This window comes from Pseudomonas sp. Z4-20, from assembly GCF_051131955.1.
Lineage (GTDB): Bacteria > Pseudomonadota > Gammaproteobacteria > Pseudomonadales > Pseudomonadaceae > Aquipseudomonas > Aquipseudomonas marvdashtae.
The window spans coordinates 4084173-4101461 of the sequence record NZ_CP071641.1 but is presented as its reverse complement, the minus strand read 5'-3'; the positions used below and the strand labels follow the sequence as shown (position 1 = coordinate 4101461).

Genomic DNA, 17289 nt, shown 5'->3' with positions numbered 1-17289 from the left:
CGCCTGATCGATATTCAGCGAAGCCTAGGGTGATTGCCCCGCAGAGTGCAAGGCGCAGTGTCGAGGCTGGCCTGATGCCACAGCCGCCCGGTCGCCTGCACCAGCCAGCACGCGAGGATGAAGGGCGCTGTCAGCGGTGCCAGGCCCAGCGCCGCGAAACCCGGCGTGAGGAGGACCGCCAGCAGGATGCCTGCCAGCGGCTTCCATGGCTGACCGCGCTGTTGGCTCAGCGCCACGGCGACCAGCGCCGGGTTGTAGCCGCCCAGTCCGGACAGGGCTTGCAGAGAGTCTTGATGCAACCCGGTGAAAACCAGGCCCGCGACCGAACCGGACAGCGCCCAGGCAGCGGCGCAACGGTTGGCAATCAGCAAACCGATGGCGATCAGCGCACCGGCGAGCGGATGGTCGAGAAACATCACCTGTCCGAGACCGTTCAAAGGGGCGGCCAGCAAAGAGAGGGAGGTCATTTCCAGCGATGTGGGCGCGGGCGCCTGCGGGGCAAAACCCAGCAGCAGCCAGCCAAACCCGACGAAAGGCGCAGTATAGGCCGGCAGGCAGCGTGGGCCTGGGGTTCGCTTGAGCCATTGTTGGGTCAACATCGCGCTGAGACCTGCGCTGGCGATGATCAACAGTGGCAGCAAAACCGACCAGGGAAATATCAGGCTCAGCAGTAATCCCAACAGGATGCCGTTGTAGCTGAACAGCCCGGCCTGCCGATGTTCCTTGGCATAACCGCGTCGCTGCGCAGTCAACAAACCCGCCACGCCGCCCAGCAGCGCACCGCCGAGCAAGGCGGGCGCGGTCAGCAGAATGGCCAGCAGGCACAGCAAGCCGCACAGCGGATGACGCTGGAGGAAAATCTGACTGAAGCCGTTGAGCAGGGCCGTGGCCCAGTCGCCACGGAAAATCAGATCAATGTCTCGATACGCAGCGAATTGGTCGACCCCGGCTGTCCAAACGGCACGCCCGCGGTGATCAGCAAGGTGTCGCCGCGCTGGGCCATGCCTTGGGCCTGGGCGATTTCCAAGGCGGTGGAACAGACTTCGTCCACTTGCTTCAACCGGTCGTTGACCACCGAGTGCACACCCCACGCCACGGTCAGGCGGCGCGCCGCCTGCAGATTCGGCGTCAGATTGAGGATCGGCACCGTCGGCCGTTCCCGCGCCGCCCGCAAGCTGGAACTGCCCGATTCGCTGTAATTCACCAGCACCGCCACCGGCAGCACGTTGCTGATCCGACGGATCGCGCAACTGATCGCGTCCGACACCGTGGCCTCGGCTTTCGGCCGGCTGACATCCAACTGCGCCTGGTAGTCCGGGCCGCTTTCCACTTGGCGAATGATCTTGCTCATCATCTGCACGGCTTCGAGGGGATAGTCGCCCGAGGCGGTTTCCGCCGACAGCATCACCGCATCGGCGCCTTCGGCCACGGCGTTGGCGACGTCGGTGACCTCGGCGCGGGTCGGCGCCGGGGAAAAACGCATCGACTCAAGCATCTGCGTTGCGACAACCACCGGTTTGCCGAGGGCGCGGCAGGTGCCGATGATGTTTTTCTGAATCTGCGGCACGCTCTCGGCCGGCACCTCGACACCCAGGTCACCGCGGGCAACCATGATTGCGTCGCTCAACTCGGCAATTTCCCGCAACTGGGCGACGGCCGAGGGTTTCTCGATCTTGGCCATCAAGAACGCCTGGTTGCCGATCAGGGCGCGCGCTTCGCGAATATCCTCGGGGCGCTGCACGAACGACAGCGCCACCCAGTCCACGCCCAGCTCCAGGCCGAAGCTCAAGTCGCGGCGATCCTTGGCGGTCAGCGGGCTCAGGTCCAGCACGGCTTGTGGCACGTTCACGCCTTTGCGGTCCGACAATTCGCCGCCATTGAGCACTTCGGTGTCGATGGCGTCGGCGTGTCGGGCGACCACCCGCAGGCGCAGCTTGCCGTCGTCCAGCAGCAGGTCCATGCCGGGCTCCAGCGCCGCAATGATTTGCGGATGGGGCAGGTTCACCCGACGTTGATCCCCCGGCGTTGGATCCAGGTCCAGGCGCAAGGCCTGGCCTCGTTGCAGCAGCACCTTGCCGTCGGCAAATTTGCCGACCCGCAGTTTCGGCCCTTGCAAGTCCATCAGGATGCCCAGTGGATAATTGAGCTGCCGCTCGACTTCGCGGATCCACTGGTAGCGCTGGGCGTGGTCGGCGTGGTCGCCGTGGCTGAAGTTCAGGCGAAAGATGTTCACGCCGGCCTGCACCAGTTCACGAATGTCATCGATCCCGCGGGTGGCGGGGCCTAGTGTCGCGAGGATCTTGACCTTCTTGTCAGGCGTCATTTTTTGGGTTCTCGAGGATCAGGATGGCGCGGAAGTCGTTGACGTTGGTGCGGGTCGGCTCGGTGATGATCAACGCATCCAGGGCGGCGAAGTAGCCGTAGCCGTTGTTGTTATCCAATTCGTCGCTGGCGCTCAGGCCCAGTTCGGCGGCGCGGCGATAGCTGTCCGGGGTCATGAGCGCGCCGGCGTTGTCTTCGGACCCGTCGATGCCGTCGGTGTCGCCCGCCAGCGCATAGATGCCGGGGTAGCCCTTGAGGCTGTCGGTCAGGCTCAGGAGAAATTCGGCGTTACGTCCGCCACGGCCATTGCCACGAACGGTGACCGTGGTTTCGCCGCCGGACAGGATCACGCACGGCGCTGCCAAGGGCTGGCCGTGTTGGGCGATTTGTCGGGCGATGCCGGCGTGGACTTTCGCCACCTCCCGGGATTCGCCTTCCAGGTCGCCCAGAATCAGCGGACTGAAACCGGCCTGGCGGGCTTTCACCGCGGCGGCTTCCAGCGATTGTTGCGGGCGGGCGATCAGTTGGAAATGACTGCGGGCCAGGCTTGGGTCGCCGGGCTTGACGGTCTCCGACTCGGGGCTTTCCAGCCAGGCGCGCACCGAGGCCGGTACGTCGATGTCGTAGCGCTTGAGGATCGCCAGGGCGTCGGCCGACGTGCTGGGGTCGGCCACGGTGGGGCCGGAGGCGATGACGGTGGCCAAGTCGCCCGGCACATCGGAAATTGCGTAGGTGTAGACCGTCGCCGGCCAGCAGGCTTTGCCCAGCCGCCCACCCTTGATCGCCGACAGATGCTTGCGCACGCAGTTCATCTCGCCAATGGTGGCGCCGGATTTGAGCAGGGCTTTGTTGATCGATTGCTTGTCAGCCAAGGTGATGCCGGCAGCGGGCAACGCCAGCAACGCGGAGCCGCCCCCGGACAACAGGAAAATCACCCGGTCGTCTTCGTTCAGGTTACTCACGAGTTCGAGTACCCGTCCGGCCACTTCCAGGCCTGCGGCGTCCGGCACCGGATGGGCGGCTTCGACCACTTCGATTTTCTGACAGGGCGCGCCGTGGCCATAGCGGGTCACCACCAGGCCGGTGACTTCGCCCTGCCAGCAACGCTCAACCACTTGCGCCATGGCCGCCGCAGCTTTGCCAGCACCGATGACGATCACCCGGCCGCTGCGGTCAGCGGGCAGGTATTGTTCGAGGACTTGCTGCGGATGGGCCGCGTCGATGGCTGTGGCGAACAGCTCGCGGAGCAATTGTTGCGGATCGACCGACATGGCGGGCTCCCGATTTTTATTATGGGTGTGATGCAGGCCCGTGGGGAGCGAGCGAACCCGCCCCCGCGGGTGGCGCGGCAGGGCTTATTTGTCTCGGATCGAGAAGTTGGCCATGTGTTCCAGGCCCTTGATCAGCGCCGAATGGTCCCAGTTGCCGCCGCCGATGGCCGCGCAGGTGCTGAACACTTGTTGGGCGTTGGCGGTGTTGGGCAGGTTGATGTTCAGTTCCTTGGCGCCTTGCAGCGCGAGGTTCAGGTCCTTCTGGTGCAGGCTGATACGGAAGCCCGGGTCGAAGGTGCCCTTGATCATGCGCTCGCCGTGTACTTCGAGGATCTTCGACGAGGCGAAACCGCCCATCAGCGCTTCGCGGACCTTGGCCGGATCGGCGCCGTTCTTCGAGGCGAACAGCAGGGCCTCGGCCACTGCCTGGATGTTCAGCGCAACGATGATCTGGTTCGCCACTTTGGCGGTCTGGCCATCGCCGTTGCCGCCGACCAGGGTGATGTTCTTGCCCATGGCCTGGAACAGCGGCAGGGCGCGCTCGAAGGCGGCGCTGTCGCCACCGACCATGATGCTCAGGGTCGCGGCCTTGGCGCCGACTTCACCGCCGGACACCGGGGCGTCGAGGTACTGCGCGCCTTTCTCGTTGATCTTCGCCGCAAACGCCTTGGTGGCGGTGGGCGAGATCGAACTCATGTCGATCACCACTTTGCCCGCGCCCACGCCGGCCGCCACGCCGTCGGCGCGCAACAGCACGTCTTCGACCTGCGGGGTATCCGGGACCATCACAATGATGAACTCGGCTTCCTGGGCGACTTCCTTCGGGTTGGCCAACGCCACCGCGCCACCGGCCACCAGGTCGGCGGGGGCGGCGTCGTGGTGCTGGGACAGGAACAGGCTGTGACCGGCCTTTTGCAGGTTCAGGGCCATGGGGTGGCCCATGATGCCGGTGCCGATGAATCCGATTTTAGCCATGGTGAAATCCTCTCTTATTTAAATGTCCCGGGTCTCACAAGAGCACTGTCGGGTCAGATCGCGTTGTGGGTTTTCAGCCAGCCCAATCCCGCTTCGGTGGTGGTCAGTGGCTTGTATTCGCAGCCGACCCAACCCTGGTAGCCGATGCGGTCCAGGTGTTCGAACAGGAAGCGGTAGTTGATTTCGCCCGTGCCCGGCTCGTTGCGGCCTGGGTTGTCTGCCAGCTGCACATGGTTGATTCCGCCCAGGTGCGCCGACAGCGTCCGGGCCAGGTCGCCTTCCATGATCTGCATGTGATAGATGTCGTACTGCAGGAATAGGTTGGCGCTGCCCACCTGTTCACGGATCGACAGGGCCTGGGCGGTGTTGTTCAGGAAGAAACCCGGGATGTCGCGGGTGTTGATGGCTTCCATCACCAGCTTGATGCCGGCGCCCTGGAGCTTCTCGGCGGCATATTTCAGGTTGGCGACGAAGGTTTTTTCTGCCAGCGCTGCGTCGCACTTCTGCGAACGAATCCCGGCCAGGCAATTGACCTGGGTATTGCCCAGCACCTTGGCATAGGCAATCGCCAGGTCGACGCCGGCGCGAAACTCCTCGACCCGGTCCGGCAGGCACGCGATGCCGCGCTCACCGTTGGCCCAGTCGCCGGCCGGCAGGTTGAACAGCACCTGGGTCAGGCCATTGGCGTCGAGCAGGGCCTTGAGTTCGGCGGAGCTGTAGTCGTAGGGGAACAGGTACTCGACACCACTGAAACCGGCCGTGGCGGCCGCTTCGAAACGGGCGAGGAAATCCTGCTCGGTGAACAGCATGGACAGGTTGGCGGCGAAACGCGGCATGGTGGTCTCCTGTAAGTAAGGTTGTTTCTGATCGTTCCCACGCAGGGCGCAGGAACGATCAACTGGCTAATCGAGCAACGAAATGGCGGTCGGTGCATCGTTGCCCACCAGCGCCAGGTCTTCAAACTCATTGACGGCGTTGATCTCGGTGCCCATGGAGATATTGGTCACCCGCTCCAGGATGATCTCGACGATCACCGGTACCTTGAATTCCTCGATCATTTCCTGTGCCCTGCGCAGTGCAGGCTGGATGCCAGAGGGTTCGAATACCCGCAACGCCTTGCAGCCCAGGCCCTCTGCCACGGCGACGTGGTCCACGCCATAACCGTTGAGTTCCGGCGCGTTGAGGTTGTCGAACGATAGTTGCACACAATAATCCATGTCGAAACCGCGCTGGGCCTGGCGGATCAAGCCCAGGTAGGAGTTGTTCACCACGACGTGGATGTACGGCAGCTTGAACTGCGCGCCCACCGCCAGTTCTTCGATCATGAACTGGAAATCATAGTCGCCCGACAGCGCCACGACCTTGCGGCTTGGGTCGGCCTTGACCACCCCCAGCGCGGCCGGGATGGTCCAGCCCAGGGGGCCGGCCTGGCCGCAGTTGATCCAGTGGCGCGGCTTGTAGACGTGGAGGAACTGCGCCCCGGCGATCTGCGAGAGGCCGATGGTGCTGACGTAGCAAGTGTCCTTGCCGAACACCTGGTTCATTTCCTCGTAGACGCGTTGCGGCTTGACCGGCACGTTGTCGAAATGGGTCTTGCGCTGCAGGCTGGCCTTGCGTTGCTGGCAATCCTGGAGCCAGGCGCTGCGGTCCTTCAGCTTGCCGGCGGCTTGCCACTCGCGGGCTACTTCGAGGAACACGGTCAGGGCCGAGGCGGCGTCGGAAACGATGCCGAGGTCGGGGGTGAATACCCGGCCGATCTGGGTCGGTTCGATGTCCACATGAATGAACGTACGGCCTTCGGTGTAGACATCCACCGAGCCGGTATGACGGTTGGCCCAGCGGTTGCCTACGCCCAGCACCACGTCCGACTTGAGCAACGTTGCGTTGCCGTAGCGGTGCGAGGTTTGCAGGCCGACCATGCCGACCATCAGCGGGTGATCGTCGGGGATCGTGCCCCAGCCCATCAATGTCGGGATGACCGGGATGCCGGTCAGTTCGGCGAATTCCACCAGCAGGTCACTGGCATCGGCGTTGATGATGCCGCCACCGGCGACCAGCAATGGGCGCTCGGCCTGATCCAGCATCGCCAGGGCTTTCTCGATCTGCACGCGGTTGGCCGAAGGTTTGGCCAGGGGCAGCGGCTGGTAGGCGTCGATGTCGAATTCGATCTCGGCCATCTGCACATCGAACGGCAAGTCGATCAGCACCGGGCCCGGACGGCCTGAGCGCATTTCAAAGAACGCCTTCTGGAATGCGTAGGGCACCTGGCCCGGCTCCAGGACGGTGGTCGCCCACTTGGTCACTGGCTTGACGATGCTGGTGATATCCACAGCCTGGAAATCTTCCTTGTGCATGCGGGCGCGGGGTGCTTGCCCGGTGATGCACAGGATCGGGATCGAGTCGGCCGAAGCGCTGTAGAGCCCGGTGACCATGTCGGTGCCGGCCGGCCCGGAAGTGCCGATGCAGACGCCGATATTGCCAGCCTTGGTCCGGGTGTAACCCTCGGCCATGTGCGAGGCGCCTTCAACGTGGCGAGCGAGGACATGATCGATGCCGCCAACCTTTTGCAGGGCAGAGTACAGCGGGTTGATCGCAGCACCCGGGATGCCGAAGGCGGTGTCCACGCCTTCACGACGCATCACCAGGACGGCGGCTTCGATTGCTCTCATTTTGCTCATGGTTTTGTGCCTCTTACGTTTTGTAATTGTATACAAGTGGCTTCTGGTCGAAGTGTATTCAGAGCGAGCGGCGCAGGTCAATGCATTTCCTCAAGCAGCTGTTTCATTCATCGAAAGACGCCATATAGCCAAGTTTTTCGAAGTAATCTACGTTCTATCGAAATTATTGTATACAAAATCGCTGTTTGTTGTGTTCTATTTGTTTTTTACATAACCGAGAAGGATCGCATCCATGAACGCTCTGACCCTGAAAGTCGCCGTCAACCTGACGGTGCAAGCCCTTGCCGCAGGTCGTGAAATCAGCGCCGCGCCCCTGACCGTCGCGGTTCTGGACAGTGGCGGGCACCTGATTGCCCTGCAACGGGAAGACGGTGCCAGCCTGCTGCGCCCACAAATCGCCATCGGCAAGGCCTGGGGCGCCATCGCGTTGGGCAAAGGCTCACGCCTTCTGGCCCAGGACGCCCAGCAGCGCCCGGCATTTTTTGCTGCACTGAACGGGCTGGGGCAGGGCAATATCGTGCCGGCACCCGGCGGGGTGTTGATTCGCGATCAGGACGGGAAGGTGTTGGGCGCCATTGGGATCAGTGGCGATGTGTCGGATGTCGACGAACAGGTCGCGATCAGGGCAGTAGAGGCATTGCAGCTACGGGCCGACGCCGGGGCGGCCGCTTGATGCCACGGGCATGACCGAACTCCACACCTCTTGTCAGCGGCCCCCTTTGCAACGAAGGGCTCGGGTATACTGCCGCGTTTTGTGATGCCCTGCGGTGCCCGGCCGGTTCGAAACGCACACTTACGATTTGTCGGTGCGTTTTTTGGATTCTGAACCAGCCTTGCAGGGATGATTCGGTGATTTTGGAGTTTCTATGCTCGAACAGGCTCAACGCGTCCTCAAGGACATCTTCGGCTACGACAGTTTCCGTGGCCGCCAAGGTGCCATTATTGAGCGCGTTGCCAGCGGTGGCGATGCGTTGGTGCTCATGCCCACCGGCGGCGGCAAGTCCTTGTGTTTCCAAGTCCCGGCGCTGTTGCGCGATGGCCTGGCGGTGGTGGTTTCGCCGCTGATCGCCTTGATGGATGACCAGGTGGCTACCCTTGAAGAACTCGGTGTCGCTGCCGCTGCGCTGAACTCCACCCTCAGTGCCGAACAGCAGCGGGACCTGGCGGCGCGGATCAAGCGCGGCGAAGTGAAAATGCTCTACCTGGCGCCGGAGCGCCTGGTGCAACCGCGCATGCTGGCGTTTTTGCAAAGCCTGGAAATCGCCCTGTTCGCCATCGACGAAGCACACTGTGTGTCGCAGTGGGGGCATGATTTCCGCCGCGAGTATCTGCAACTGGGGCAACTGGCCGAACTGTTTCCCGATGTGCCGCGCATCGCCCTGACCGCCACCGCCGACAAGCGTACCCGTGAAGAAATCGTCGAACGACTGCATCTGCAGAACGCCGAGCGGTTCCTCTCGAGTTTCGACCGGCCGAACATTTTCTACCGCATCGTGCCCAAGGAGCAGCCGCGCAAGCAGTTGCTGGCGTTCCTTGCCGAGCGGCGCAGCGACGCCGGCATCGTCTACTGCCTGTCGCGCAAGAAGGTCGAGGAAGTAGCAGCGTTCCTGAGCGCACAGGGTTTTCCCGCATTGCCTTACCACGCCGGCCTGCCCAACGACCTGCGCGCCTATCACCAGAAGCGCTTCCTCAATGAGGAAGGCCTGATCATGGTCGCCACCGTGGCGTTCGGCATGGGCATCGACAAGCCCAACGTGCGGTTTGTCGCACACCTGGACCTGCCCAAGTCCCTCGAGGCGTACTATCAGGAAACCGGGCGTGGCGGCCGCGATGGGCTGCCGGCCGATGCCTGGATGGCCTACGGCCTGCAAGACGTGGTGATGCTCAAGCAGATGTTGCAGAACTCTGAAGGCGATGAGCGCCACAAACGGCTGGAGCAACACAAGCTCGACGCGATGCTTTCGCTCTGCGAAGAAACCCGCTGCCGTCGCCAGACCTTGCTGGCCTATTTCGATGAAGACATGCCGCAACCTTGCGGGCATTGCGACAACTGCGTCGACGGCGTGGAAACCTGGGACGCCACCGAACCGGCGCGCCAGGCCCTGTCGGCGATTTATCGCACCGGCCAGCGTTATGGCGTGGGGCACCTGGTGGACGTGCTGCTGGGCAAGGACAACGAAAAAGTGCGCAGCTTCGGCCACCAGCACCTTTCGGTATTCGGCGTGGGCAAGGCCCGCAGCGAGAGCGAGTGGCGGTCGTTGTTCCGACAGCTCGTTGCACGTGGCCTGGCGGACATCGACCTGGAAGGCTACGGCGGCCTGCGCTTGAGCGCGAGCTGCCGGCCGTTGCTCAAAGGCGAGGTCACCCTCGAGTTGCGCCGTGACCTCAAGCCCGCCACGGCGGTCAAGAGCAGCAAGAGCCAGGCCAGCCAACTGGTGCGCGGCGAGGAGCGCGATCAGTGGGAAGCCTTGCGTGCCCTGCGCCGCAAGCTGGCCGAGGAACACGGTGTGCCGCCGTATGTCATTTTCCCCGATTCCACATTGCTGGAAATGCTCCGCAGCCAACCGACTTCCCTGGCGGAAATGGCCCGGGTCAGCGGCGTCGGCGCACGCAAGCTGGAGCGTTATGGCGAGGCCTTCCTGCAAGTGCTGGGCGGCGAAGTCGAGGCGCCCCCGGCAGTCGCCGATGTACGTCACGAACTCATCACGCTGGCCAGGGCTGGCATGACCCCGATGCAGATCGCGGGGCAATTGCAATGTTCGGAAAAAAACGTCTACACGATGCTGGCCGAGGCAATTGGCCAACAACAGCTGTCGTTGGAGCAGGCGCTGGACCTGCCCGAGGAACTGATGGGCGAAGTGCAGGACGCTTTTCTCGATGGCGAAGGTGAACTGCCGCCGGTATCGGAAGTGGCCGCGCTGTTTACCGGTCGGGTCCCGGAAGGCGTCTTGTATTGCGTCAGGGCCGCACTGCAATCGGAATTCGAAGTCTGATCAGTCAGTTACATTCCTTTAACGATTCACTACAGTGCCAGCCTTGCCTGAATCCAAAGCTCATGCTTAGCTGACTAATAATTAGTTTTTCTCTATTTCAGATCCGATGAGTTTTTTATGCCCTTGACCGATCAACACCGTTTTGGCATGCAGCTGGCACAGATGTCCCGCGGCTGGCGCGCCGAGCTGGACCGCCGCCTGGCCGGGCTGGGCCTGTCCCAGGCACGCTGGCTGGTGCTGCTGCACCTGGCCCGGTTCGAACAGGCGCCGACCCAGCGCGAACTGGCCCAGAGCGTTGCCGTAGAAGGCCCGACCCTGGCCCGTTTGCTCGACAGTCTGGAAACCCAGGGACTGGTGCAGCGCCAAGCGGTCGCTGAGGACCGTCGGGCCAAGAAAATCGTACTCTGCGCACCGGCGCTGCCGTTGATCGAGCAAATCGAAACCATTGCCACCCAGTTGCGCCGGGAATTGTTCGAAGGCGTCGATGAGGAGGACATGCGGGTATGCATGCGCGTCCACGGCACGATCCTGGCCAACCTGGAAAAATCCTGAGGCATATCCCCGGCGCCAGACTTTTGAGATTCGGCCGTTAGCGAACTATAACCAGTAGGGAGCGTTCGTATTGGAAGCGTTTCGTACTGGTTAGTGAATCAAAAGGATGCCCATGCTTGAAAGTCTGAAGTCCACGTTGCGCAGTTGGATCAACGTGTCGATCGTCGTGGGTGCCCTCGGTTTTCCGGCCTTGGCGTCGGCGCTGGGCCTGGGTGAGATTACGCTTCATTCCGCGCTCAACCAGCCGTTGCGCGCCGATATCGCCCTGGTCGACGCGGCCGGCCTCAGTGAAGGTGACTTGTCCGCGAGCCTGGCGGGTCCGGACGATTTCAGTCGTGCTGGCGTAGAGCGGGTGTTCTTTCTCAGTAACCTGCGCTTCACGCCGGTGCTGCGCGGCGGGCGCAGTTTCATTCGGGTCACTTCCAGCAAACCGGTCGAAGAACCCTTCCTCAATTTCCTCGTGCAGCTCAACCAGCCCAACGGACGCCTGCTGCGCGAATACACCGTGCTGATCGATCCGCCGGGAACGCCGGGTATCGTGCCCCTCCGCGACGAGCCGTCCACCCCCGCCGAGGCAAAGCCTGCCAGCAAGCCGCCGCCAGCGACACAAGGCAAGCGCTACACCGTCGTGCAGGGCGATAACCCGTGGATCATCGCCAAGCGCCTGCATGATGCCGGCAGCAATGCGTCGGTCAACGAGCTGATGCAGGGGATCCAGGCGCTCAATCCCGGTAGCGAGCGGCTCTCAATCGGCCAGCGCTTGTTGTTACCGGATTCTGCGATATTGCCGCCCGCCGAACGCACCCCGGCCGCGGCCTCCGTCGCGCCTGACGACAACGCCGAGCAATTGGCGACCAGCGTGCTGCAAAGCCAGCAGCAACAGCAGACCATCGAGCAACTGCAGGCCAGGATCCAGGCCCAGGATGAGGAAATTGCTGCCCAGCGGCAGCAGATCAGCGATCTGCAAGCGCAACTGACCCAAGCCACGCCGCCGGCCGATGCGTCACCATCGTCAGCCTCGGAACCCGACGAATTCGCTCCGGCGGTTGAGGCAGAGCCATCCGTCGACGCAGTGCCGGTCGCGCAAGGCGAGGGCATCGACTGGTTGTGGATGACGGGACTGGTGGGGCTGCTAGGGCTGCTTGCGCTGTTGCTTTTTCTCCGTCGCCGGCAACAGCAGGAACTGGCCAGCCCCGAGCCGATGCAGGGTCGTCCCGACCTGACGGTGGACGATGACACCGAGACCTATGCAGAAGCCGCCGACGCCGAGCGTCCCGAGGGCGCCGCGTCGTTTCATAACGGCGATGCTCCGTTGGGCGATGTGCTCGAAGGCGTGGGCATCTACCTGACCTATGGCCGTTTCACCGAAGCCGCTGGGCTGCTGCGCGCTGCATTGCTGGCGGAGCCGGGGCGCACCGACCTCGGCCTGAAGTTGTTGGAGGTACTGGGTAAGCAAGGTGATGTCATCGGCTTCCAGGCGCAGGAGAATCACCTGTTGGCCCAGGGCGTCGATCACGAAGCGCTGGAAGAGATCCGCAAGCGCTATCCCAAGGTTGCGGTGATCAACGCGCCGATCGAGGCGCCGGCAGAGATCCAGGCACCGGAGCCTCCACCGACACCCGAACCAGCCCCCGAAGCCGGCGACGAATTCGAACTGAAGCTCGACGGGCTCGCCCTGGAAAACAGCTGGGACCTGGGCGATGCCCAACCGATGTCCGCCGGGCCACAGACGCCGCCGTCCGCCAGGACCGAGACGTTGTCGCTCTCGGGATTCGACGAGCCCGACCTGCAATGGGGCGCGCCGCTGGAAACCGAATCGCTGGACGATGATTTCCTCGACGGATTTGCCGATGAAGAACAGTCGCTGGAGCTGGAACCGATGAGGCTTGAGCCGTTGTCGCTCGAACCGGTCTCCTTCGAACCGCCGCCGGAACACTCGCTCAAATTGGAAGAAGCGCAGAATTGTATCGATGAGGGCGACCTGAAGAGCGCCATCACCCTGCTCGAAGAGTTGCTGGAAGAGGGCGATGAACCGCTTAAAGAGACCGCCCGGGTGTTGTTGGCCGGGATTCGTTGAGTGGGTCTTGGGGCGGACGTTATCAATGAACGGGTCTAGAACGTCTGCCCAAGATTCAAATACACCGCCTGCTCGTCGTCATCGTTAAATCCATAGCTGAAATTCAGCGGCCCCAGCGGCGTATCGAACCCGAGGAAGACACTGGCGGCGTTGATGTAGCCGCTGTCGAATTCGTTGTCGTTGTTCCAGGCCCGACCGCGCTCCAGCGATCCGCCGATGTACAACGGAAAGTCCAGCGGCAAATAGGCGCGTGGGGTGAGCCTGCGGTAATACACGGCGCGCATCAGGCTCATGTTCTGTCCGGATATCCCATCCTCGCGAAAGCCCGACAACTGCCGCGCACCGCCCAGTACGAAACTTGAGGTCACCACCTCGGCGGTGTCCAGAGTCCGGCCGTAGCGGCCGCCCAGGATGAAGGTGTCCGGGCCGCTGCTCAGGGCCTTGTCCAGCTTGAACTCCCACTGACGGTAACGCTGGTCGGAACCCAGGCCCGGTTCGTATTGGCGCCACGACAGGCCGATGTCCTCGCCTTCGTGAGGGAAGTACACGCTGTCGAGGGAGTCGAACGAATATTTGAGCTCGTAGAAGCCTTCGTTGAAGTTTTCGCTGGGTTGGTCATGATCGCCGATGCGCACATCTGCCTTGCCCCAGGCCTGGCCGACGCCGAAGCGGATCTCCCCGCTGTTGCCAATCTGACGGCCCAGGTTCAAGCCGAATCCATAGCGCTCGACCCGGTATTGAGCGACCGGATCGTTATCGAGGATCGACTCGACGTTGCGCGATTCGAATTGCCCATAGGGCGCGATGAAGTAGCGCGAACCGACGTCCAGCGGCTGATAGAACTCGCTGTACAGCTCCTGCTTGTCGCCGATCTGCGCCCGGGTCAGCCATTCCGCGCCGAGGCGATTGATGCCATTGACCCGGTAGCTGGCGCCGAGGTTGAAGGCGCTGTCGCCGCGCATGTCGTCCGACAGGCTCAGGCCCAGACGCAGGTAGTCGGTGCCGGTGCGCCTGCCGCGGGCGCTGATCACCAAGGTATTGTCAGCGCCTTTGTGCACCACGCGGTATTGCACCTGCTCGAAATAATCCAGGCCGTACAGCGTGCCCATGTCGGTCTGCAGGCGACCCAGGTCCAGCGGTTCGCCGATCTGCTGGCGGATGTAATAGCGGATCACGTCGTCGCCGACTTTCGAATCGTTTTCCACGCGGATCCCGGTGATGACCGGGGTACGCTCGCTGGGCGTGCGCGCCGCCATCAGGTCGGCATCGACTTGTTTGACGGGGAGCAGGTGCGCCAGGCGCGCCTCGAGTATGCGGGTGGCGCGATAGCCGGCATCGATCATCTCCTGGGCCCGGCCAAAATCGGTGGAGCCGTAGCTCGCCAGCGCCGGTTGAATCAATACGTCGTCTTTTCTCAGCGTCGCCAATTGTTCTTCGGAGTTGCGTCGGGTCATCAGGGTGGTCGACTGATTCAAGACGTCCACCACCGTGACCAATTGCTTGCGATTGCGCAACGGTGTGCCGATGTCGACGACGATGGCCATGTCCACGCCCATTTCCCGTGCCACATCCAGCGGTATGTTATCGGCCATGCCGCCGTCCACCAGCAGCCTGCCGTCCAATTCCACCGGGGCGAATACCGCCGGAATCGACATGCTGGCCCGGATCACCTTGGGCAGGTGGCCCTTGCGGAACACGACTTTTTCACCCGTGGCGATGTCGGTCGCCACGGCCCGGAAAGGGATTGGCAACTTGTCGAAATCCCGGGTATCGCTGGCATGGGCCAGCAGGCTTTCGAGCAGCAAGGCCAGGTTCTGTCCCTGGATGACCCCCAGCGGCAGGCCCAGACTTCCGTCATCGCGAAAGCTGAGTTTCTGTTTCACCAGGAAATCCCGATCATCCTGCTTGCGCCGGAAGGGCACGTCCTTGCGCGGCGGCGCATCGGACAAGGCCTGTTGCCAGTCGATGCCCAGGGCGAGTTTTTCCAGTTCGTCGATCTTGTAGCCCGAGGCATAAAGCCCGCCGATCACCGCGCCCATGCTGGTGCCGGCGATGGCGTCGATCTTGATGCCTTGTTCTTCCAGGGCCTTGAGCACGCCGATGTGGGCCAGGCCACGGGCCGCGCCGCCGGACAACACCAGGCCGATTTTCGGGCGCGGCGGTTCGACCGCGTCGGCAAACAAGGGCAGCAGTAACAGAAGCAGGCAAGGCAGCAGGCGGCGCATCGTCAATCTCGAGGCAGGCAATCAAAGGCGAGTAGTATAACGACGCCTTTGAAACCAGGAGTTCATCCGCCATGACCAAGCCGAAACCAGAAGTCGTCATCACCTATTGCACCCAGTGCCAATGGCTGCTGCGCGCCGCGTGGCTGGCCCAGGAGCTGCTCAGCACGTTCGCTGACGACTTGGGCAAGGTGTCGCTGGTGCCGGGCACCGGTGGGGTGTTTCACATCAGTTGCGACGGCACGCAGCTGTGGGAGCGCAAGGCCGACGGCGGCTTTCCCGAGGCCAAGGTCCTCAAGCAGCGGGTCCGCGACCGGATCGATCCGGAGCGCGACCTGGGGCACAACGACCGGACTCAGTGAGACGGCGCTTGAGCGCTGACGCTGGATTTTTTCGTACCACTGAGTTGGCTCGATACCACAATCGCGACGATGATCAGCATGCCTCCCAGCAGCATGCGCAACGTCGGATTCTCATCGAACAGCAGCCAGGCGATGGTGATGCCATAGACCGGCTCCATGGCGAACACCACCGCTGCGGTGCGGGCCTTGATCACCGCCAGGCTGGCGACGAACAGGCTGTGGGCCAGGCCGGTGCAGAACACGCCGAGCAGGCCGATCCACAGCCAGTCGATGGGGCGCACTTCGCTCAATTGCGGCGCGGCCATCGGCAGCAGGCACAGCCCGACCACCAGGTTCTGGCAGAGCGCGGCCTGTACCGGTGGGACATGCCCGGAGCCGGCGCGGTTGGTCAGCGACAGCAGTGAGAACAGCAGCCCCGACGCCACCGCCCACAGCAGGCCGGTGGTGGCGCCGCTGGCCAGGTCGAAGTCCGGCGTGACCAACACCAGGCCGATGCTCACCAGGACCACCAGGAGGAATTCGTTGGCGCGGATCCGTTCGCGGAAGATCAGCCCTTCGAGCAGCACCGTGAACGCGGGGAAACTGGCGAACCCCAGTGTGGCGATCGCCACGCCGGCAATTTTCACCGAGATGAAAAAACTCACCCAGTGTGCGGCCAGCAGCAGTCCGCCAAGCAGCAAGCGGCGAGCGTCCAGGGCCCGAAGTTTCTGCCAGCGGGTGCTGCTGGCGAACCGGGCGAAAATCGCCAGGGCCAACACGGCGAACACCGCGCGGCCAAACACAATGACGGCCGGCGAGGCGGCGGCGAGTTTGCCGAATACACCGGTCAGGCCAAACATGAGTGCGCCAATGTGCAGGGCGCCGAGGGCGGTACGGGGTGTCATTGCAATCCTTGTTGAGCGGTTGGACGTGCGGGTATTGAACCCGGTGCCGAGCGTTTTTGTCTGTCGCGATCCTAGCGATTTTTAACGCGGATCTAGTGTTGGCGTCGGAGTTTGCCCGGCGGGGCGCCGAACTCGCGCAGTACCGCCGCGGCGAAGGCACTCTGGGAGCTGTAGCCGACCCGGTGGGCGATCTCCCCGATGGGCAGGTCTGTCTCGCGCAACAGCGCCACGGCCTTGTGCAAACGACGGCTGCGGATGTACCCCATCGGCGTCTGCCCACGTTCGACGACGAAACGGGCATGCAGGCGAGCGCTCGAAAGCCCGGCGACCCGGGCCAAGTCCGCGACCTGCAGCGGATAAGCGGCATATTGGTCGATGTGAGCATCGAGCGCGGCATAGGGCAGGCGCCGGCCGCCGGTCGTTTCGTGACGGGCGCCATTGAGGCTGGCCAGCAGCAACACCGCGCCTTGCTGAGCGATCAGCGGATCGTCCACCGGGCTGCCCGCGAGCCAGCTGACCAACTGGCTTTGCCCCGCATCCAAGAGCAGGCGGGCGGTGTTGTCGAGCAATCTGCGACTGGCATCGGCGTGATTGCCCAGGCATTGCCCCACCCAGTCATCGTCAGGCACATCCAGCACCAGGCAGCGACTGCCCAGGGGACTGCCACAGGCGTGATGGGCGCCGGCCGGCACCACCACGAAACTCTGCTGCACCACTTGGCTGCCGCAACCTTCGACTTCGAAGTCCAGCGCGCCCGACAACCCGAACACCAGCTGTGCATGGTCGTGGCTGTGGACAATCAAGTCGTGGCTGTAATGGCGTAGCGTGAGGATCGGTCTCATCGCGGTCTCCAGGGGCTGACGGCCAGTCTACACCTGGGGCGCGGCGTCTCGCGCTGTCATGTAATCGACTTATTGCTGTCATGACGCATTAACCGCTGGCGTGCACTGTGG

Annotated in this window: 14 protein-coding genes; 5 read left to right on the top strand and 9 right to left on the bottom strand. The window is 63.1% G+C overall.

Annotated features, from left to right (window positions below):
- Nucleotides 1-14: 14 nt before the first annotated feature.
- The 6 genes from J3P82_RS18660 to gcl all read right to left on the bottom strand — a co-directional run bounded on the left by J3P82_RS18660 (nucleotide 15) and on the right by gcl (nucleotide 7246).
- Entirely contained in the window at nucleotides 15-917 is a 903-nt protein-coding gene (locus J3P82_RS18660; RefSeq protein ID WP_434563891.1) for an urea transporter, read from the bottom strand.
- Nucleotides 908-2323 (bottom strand): pyruvate kinase, encoded by a 1416-nt coding sequence (gene pyk / locus J3P82_RS18655; protein ID WP_434558139.1) that lies wholly within the window; start codon nucleotides 2321-2323, stop codon nucleotides 908-910. The genes J3P82_RS18660 and pyk overlap by 10 nt, the downstream gene beginning before the upstream one ends.
- Complete coding sequence (locus J3P82_RS18650) at nucleotides 2313-3593, bottom strand: glycerate kinase type-2 family protein (RefSeq protein WP_434558138.1); 1281 nt, start codon at nucleotides 3591-3593, stop codon at nucleotides 2313-2315. Before J3P82_RS18650 ends, pyk begins: the two co-directional genes overlap by 11 nt.
- A gap of 84 nt (nucleotides 3594-3677) precedes the next feature.
- Nucleotides 3678-4568, bottom strand: coding sequence for a 2-hydroxy-3-oxopropionate reductase (locus J3P82_RS18645; protein ID WP_434558137.1), 891 nt, complete (start codon nucleotides 4566-4568; stop codon nucleotides 3678-3680).
- A gap of 53 nt (nucleotides 4569-4621) precedes the next feature.
- A complete protein-coding gene (gene hyi / locus J3P82_RS18640; protein WP_434558136.1) occupies nucleotides 4622-5404 on the bottom strand; it encodes a hydroxypyruvate isomerase in 783 nt (260 codons plus the stop codon).
- Nucleotides 5405-5470: 66 nt separating this feature from the next.
- A complete protein-coding gene (gene gcl / locus J3P82_RS18635) occupies nucleotides 5471-7246 on the bottom strand; it encodes a glyoxylate carboligase (RefSeq protein ID WP_434558135.1) in 1776 nt (591 codons plus the stop codon).
- Between the two features lie 232 nt (nucleotides 7247-7478).
- On the opposite strand from gcl, the gene J3P82_RS18630 reads away from it, so the two are divergent.
- From J3P82_RS18630 to J3P82_RS18615, 4 genes are all read left to right on the top strand, one after another.
- Nucleotides 7479-7919 carry a GlcG/HbpS family heme-binding protein gene (locus J3P82_RS18630; RefSeq protein ID WP_434558134.1) on the top strand — a complete coding sequence of 147 codons (441 nt, stop codon included), beginning with the start codon at nucleotides 7479-7481 and terminating at the stop codon, nucleotides 7917-7919.
- 193 nt (nucleotides 7920-8112) lie between these two features.
- Entirely contained in the window at nucleotides 8113-10239 is a 2127-nt protein-coding gene (gene recQ / locus J3P82_RS18625) for a DNA helicase RecQ (RefSeq protein ID WP_186637267.1), read from the top strand.
- A 117-nt stretch (nucleotides 10240-10356) separates the two neighbouring features.
- Entirely contained in the window at nucleotides 10357-10791 is a 435-nt protein-coding gene (locus J3P82_RS18620) for a MarR family transcriptional regulator (RefSeq protein ID WP_434558133.1), read from the top strand.
- Nucleotides 10792-10903: 112 nt separating this feature from the next.
- Entirely contained in the window at nucleotides 10904-12868 is a 1965-nt protein-coding gene (locus J3P82_RS18615; RefSeq protein ID WP_434558132.1) for a FimV/HubP family polar landmark protein, read from the top strand.
- Nucleotides 12869-12903: 35 nt separating this feature from the next.
- Here J3P82_RS18615 and J3P82_RS18610 read toward each other — a convergent pair whose 3' ends face one another.
- On the bottom strand, nucleotides 12904-15093 hold the full coding sequence (locus J3P82_RS18610; RefSeq protein WP_434558131.1) for a patatin-like phospholipase family protein: 2190 nt from the start codon (nucleotides 15091-15093) through the stop codon (nucleotides 12904-12906).
- A 71-nt stretch (nucleotides 15094-15164) separates the two neighbouring features.
- Between J3P82_RS18610 and J3P82_RS18605 the strand changes: the two genes are divergently transcribed.
- Nucleotides 15165-15452, top strand: a complete 288-nt coding sequence (locus J3P82_RS18605) for a SelT/SelW/SelH family protein (protein WP_434558130.1) — start codon at nucleotides 15165-15167, stop codon at nucleotides 15450-15452.
- Here the strand turns inward: J3P82_RS18605 and J3P82_RS18600 are convergent.
- Nucleotides 15446-16336: a DMT family transporter gene (locus J3P82_RS18600; RefSeq protein ID WP_434558129.1), complete on the bottom strand. Its 891-nt coding sequence runs from the start codon at nucleotides 16334-16336 to the stop codon at nucleotides 15446-15448. The genes J3P82_RS18605 and J3P82_RS18600 overlap by 7 nt on opposite strands.
- Nucleotides 16337-16428: 92 nt before the next feature.
- On the bottom strand, nucleotides 16429-17178 hold the full coding sequence (locus tag J3P82_RS18595) for an AraC family transcriptional regulator (RefSeq protein ID WP_434558128.1): 750 nt from the start codon (nucleotides 17176-17178) through the stop codon (nucleotides 16429-16431).
- Between the last annotated feature and the right edge of the window lie 111 nt (nucleotides 17179-17289).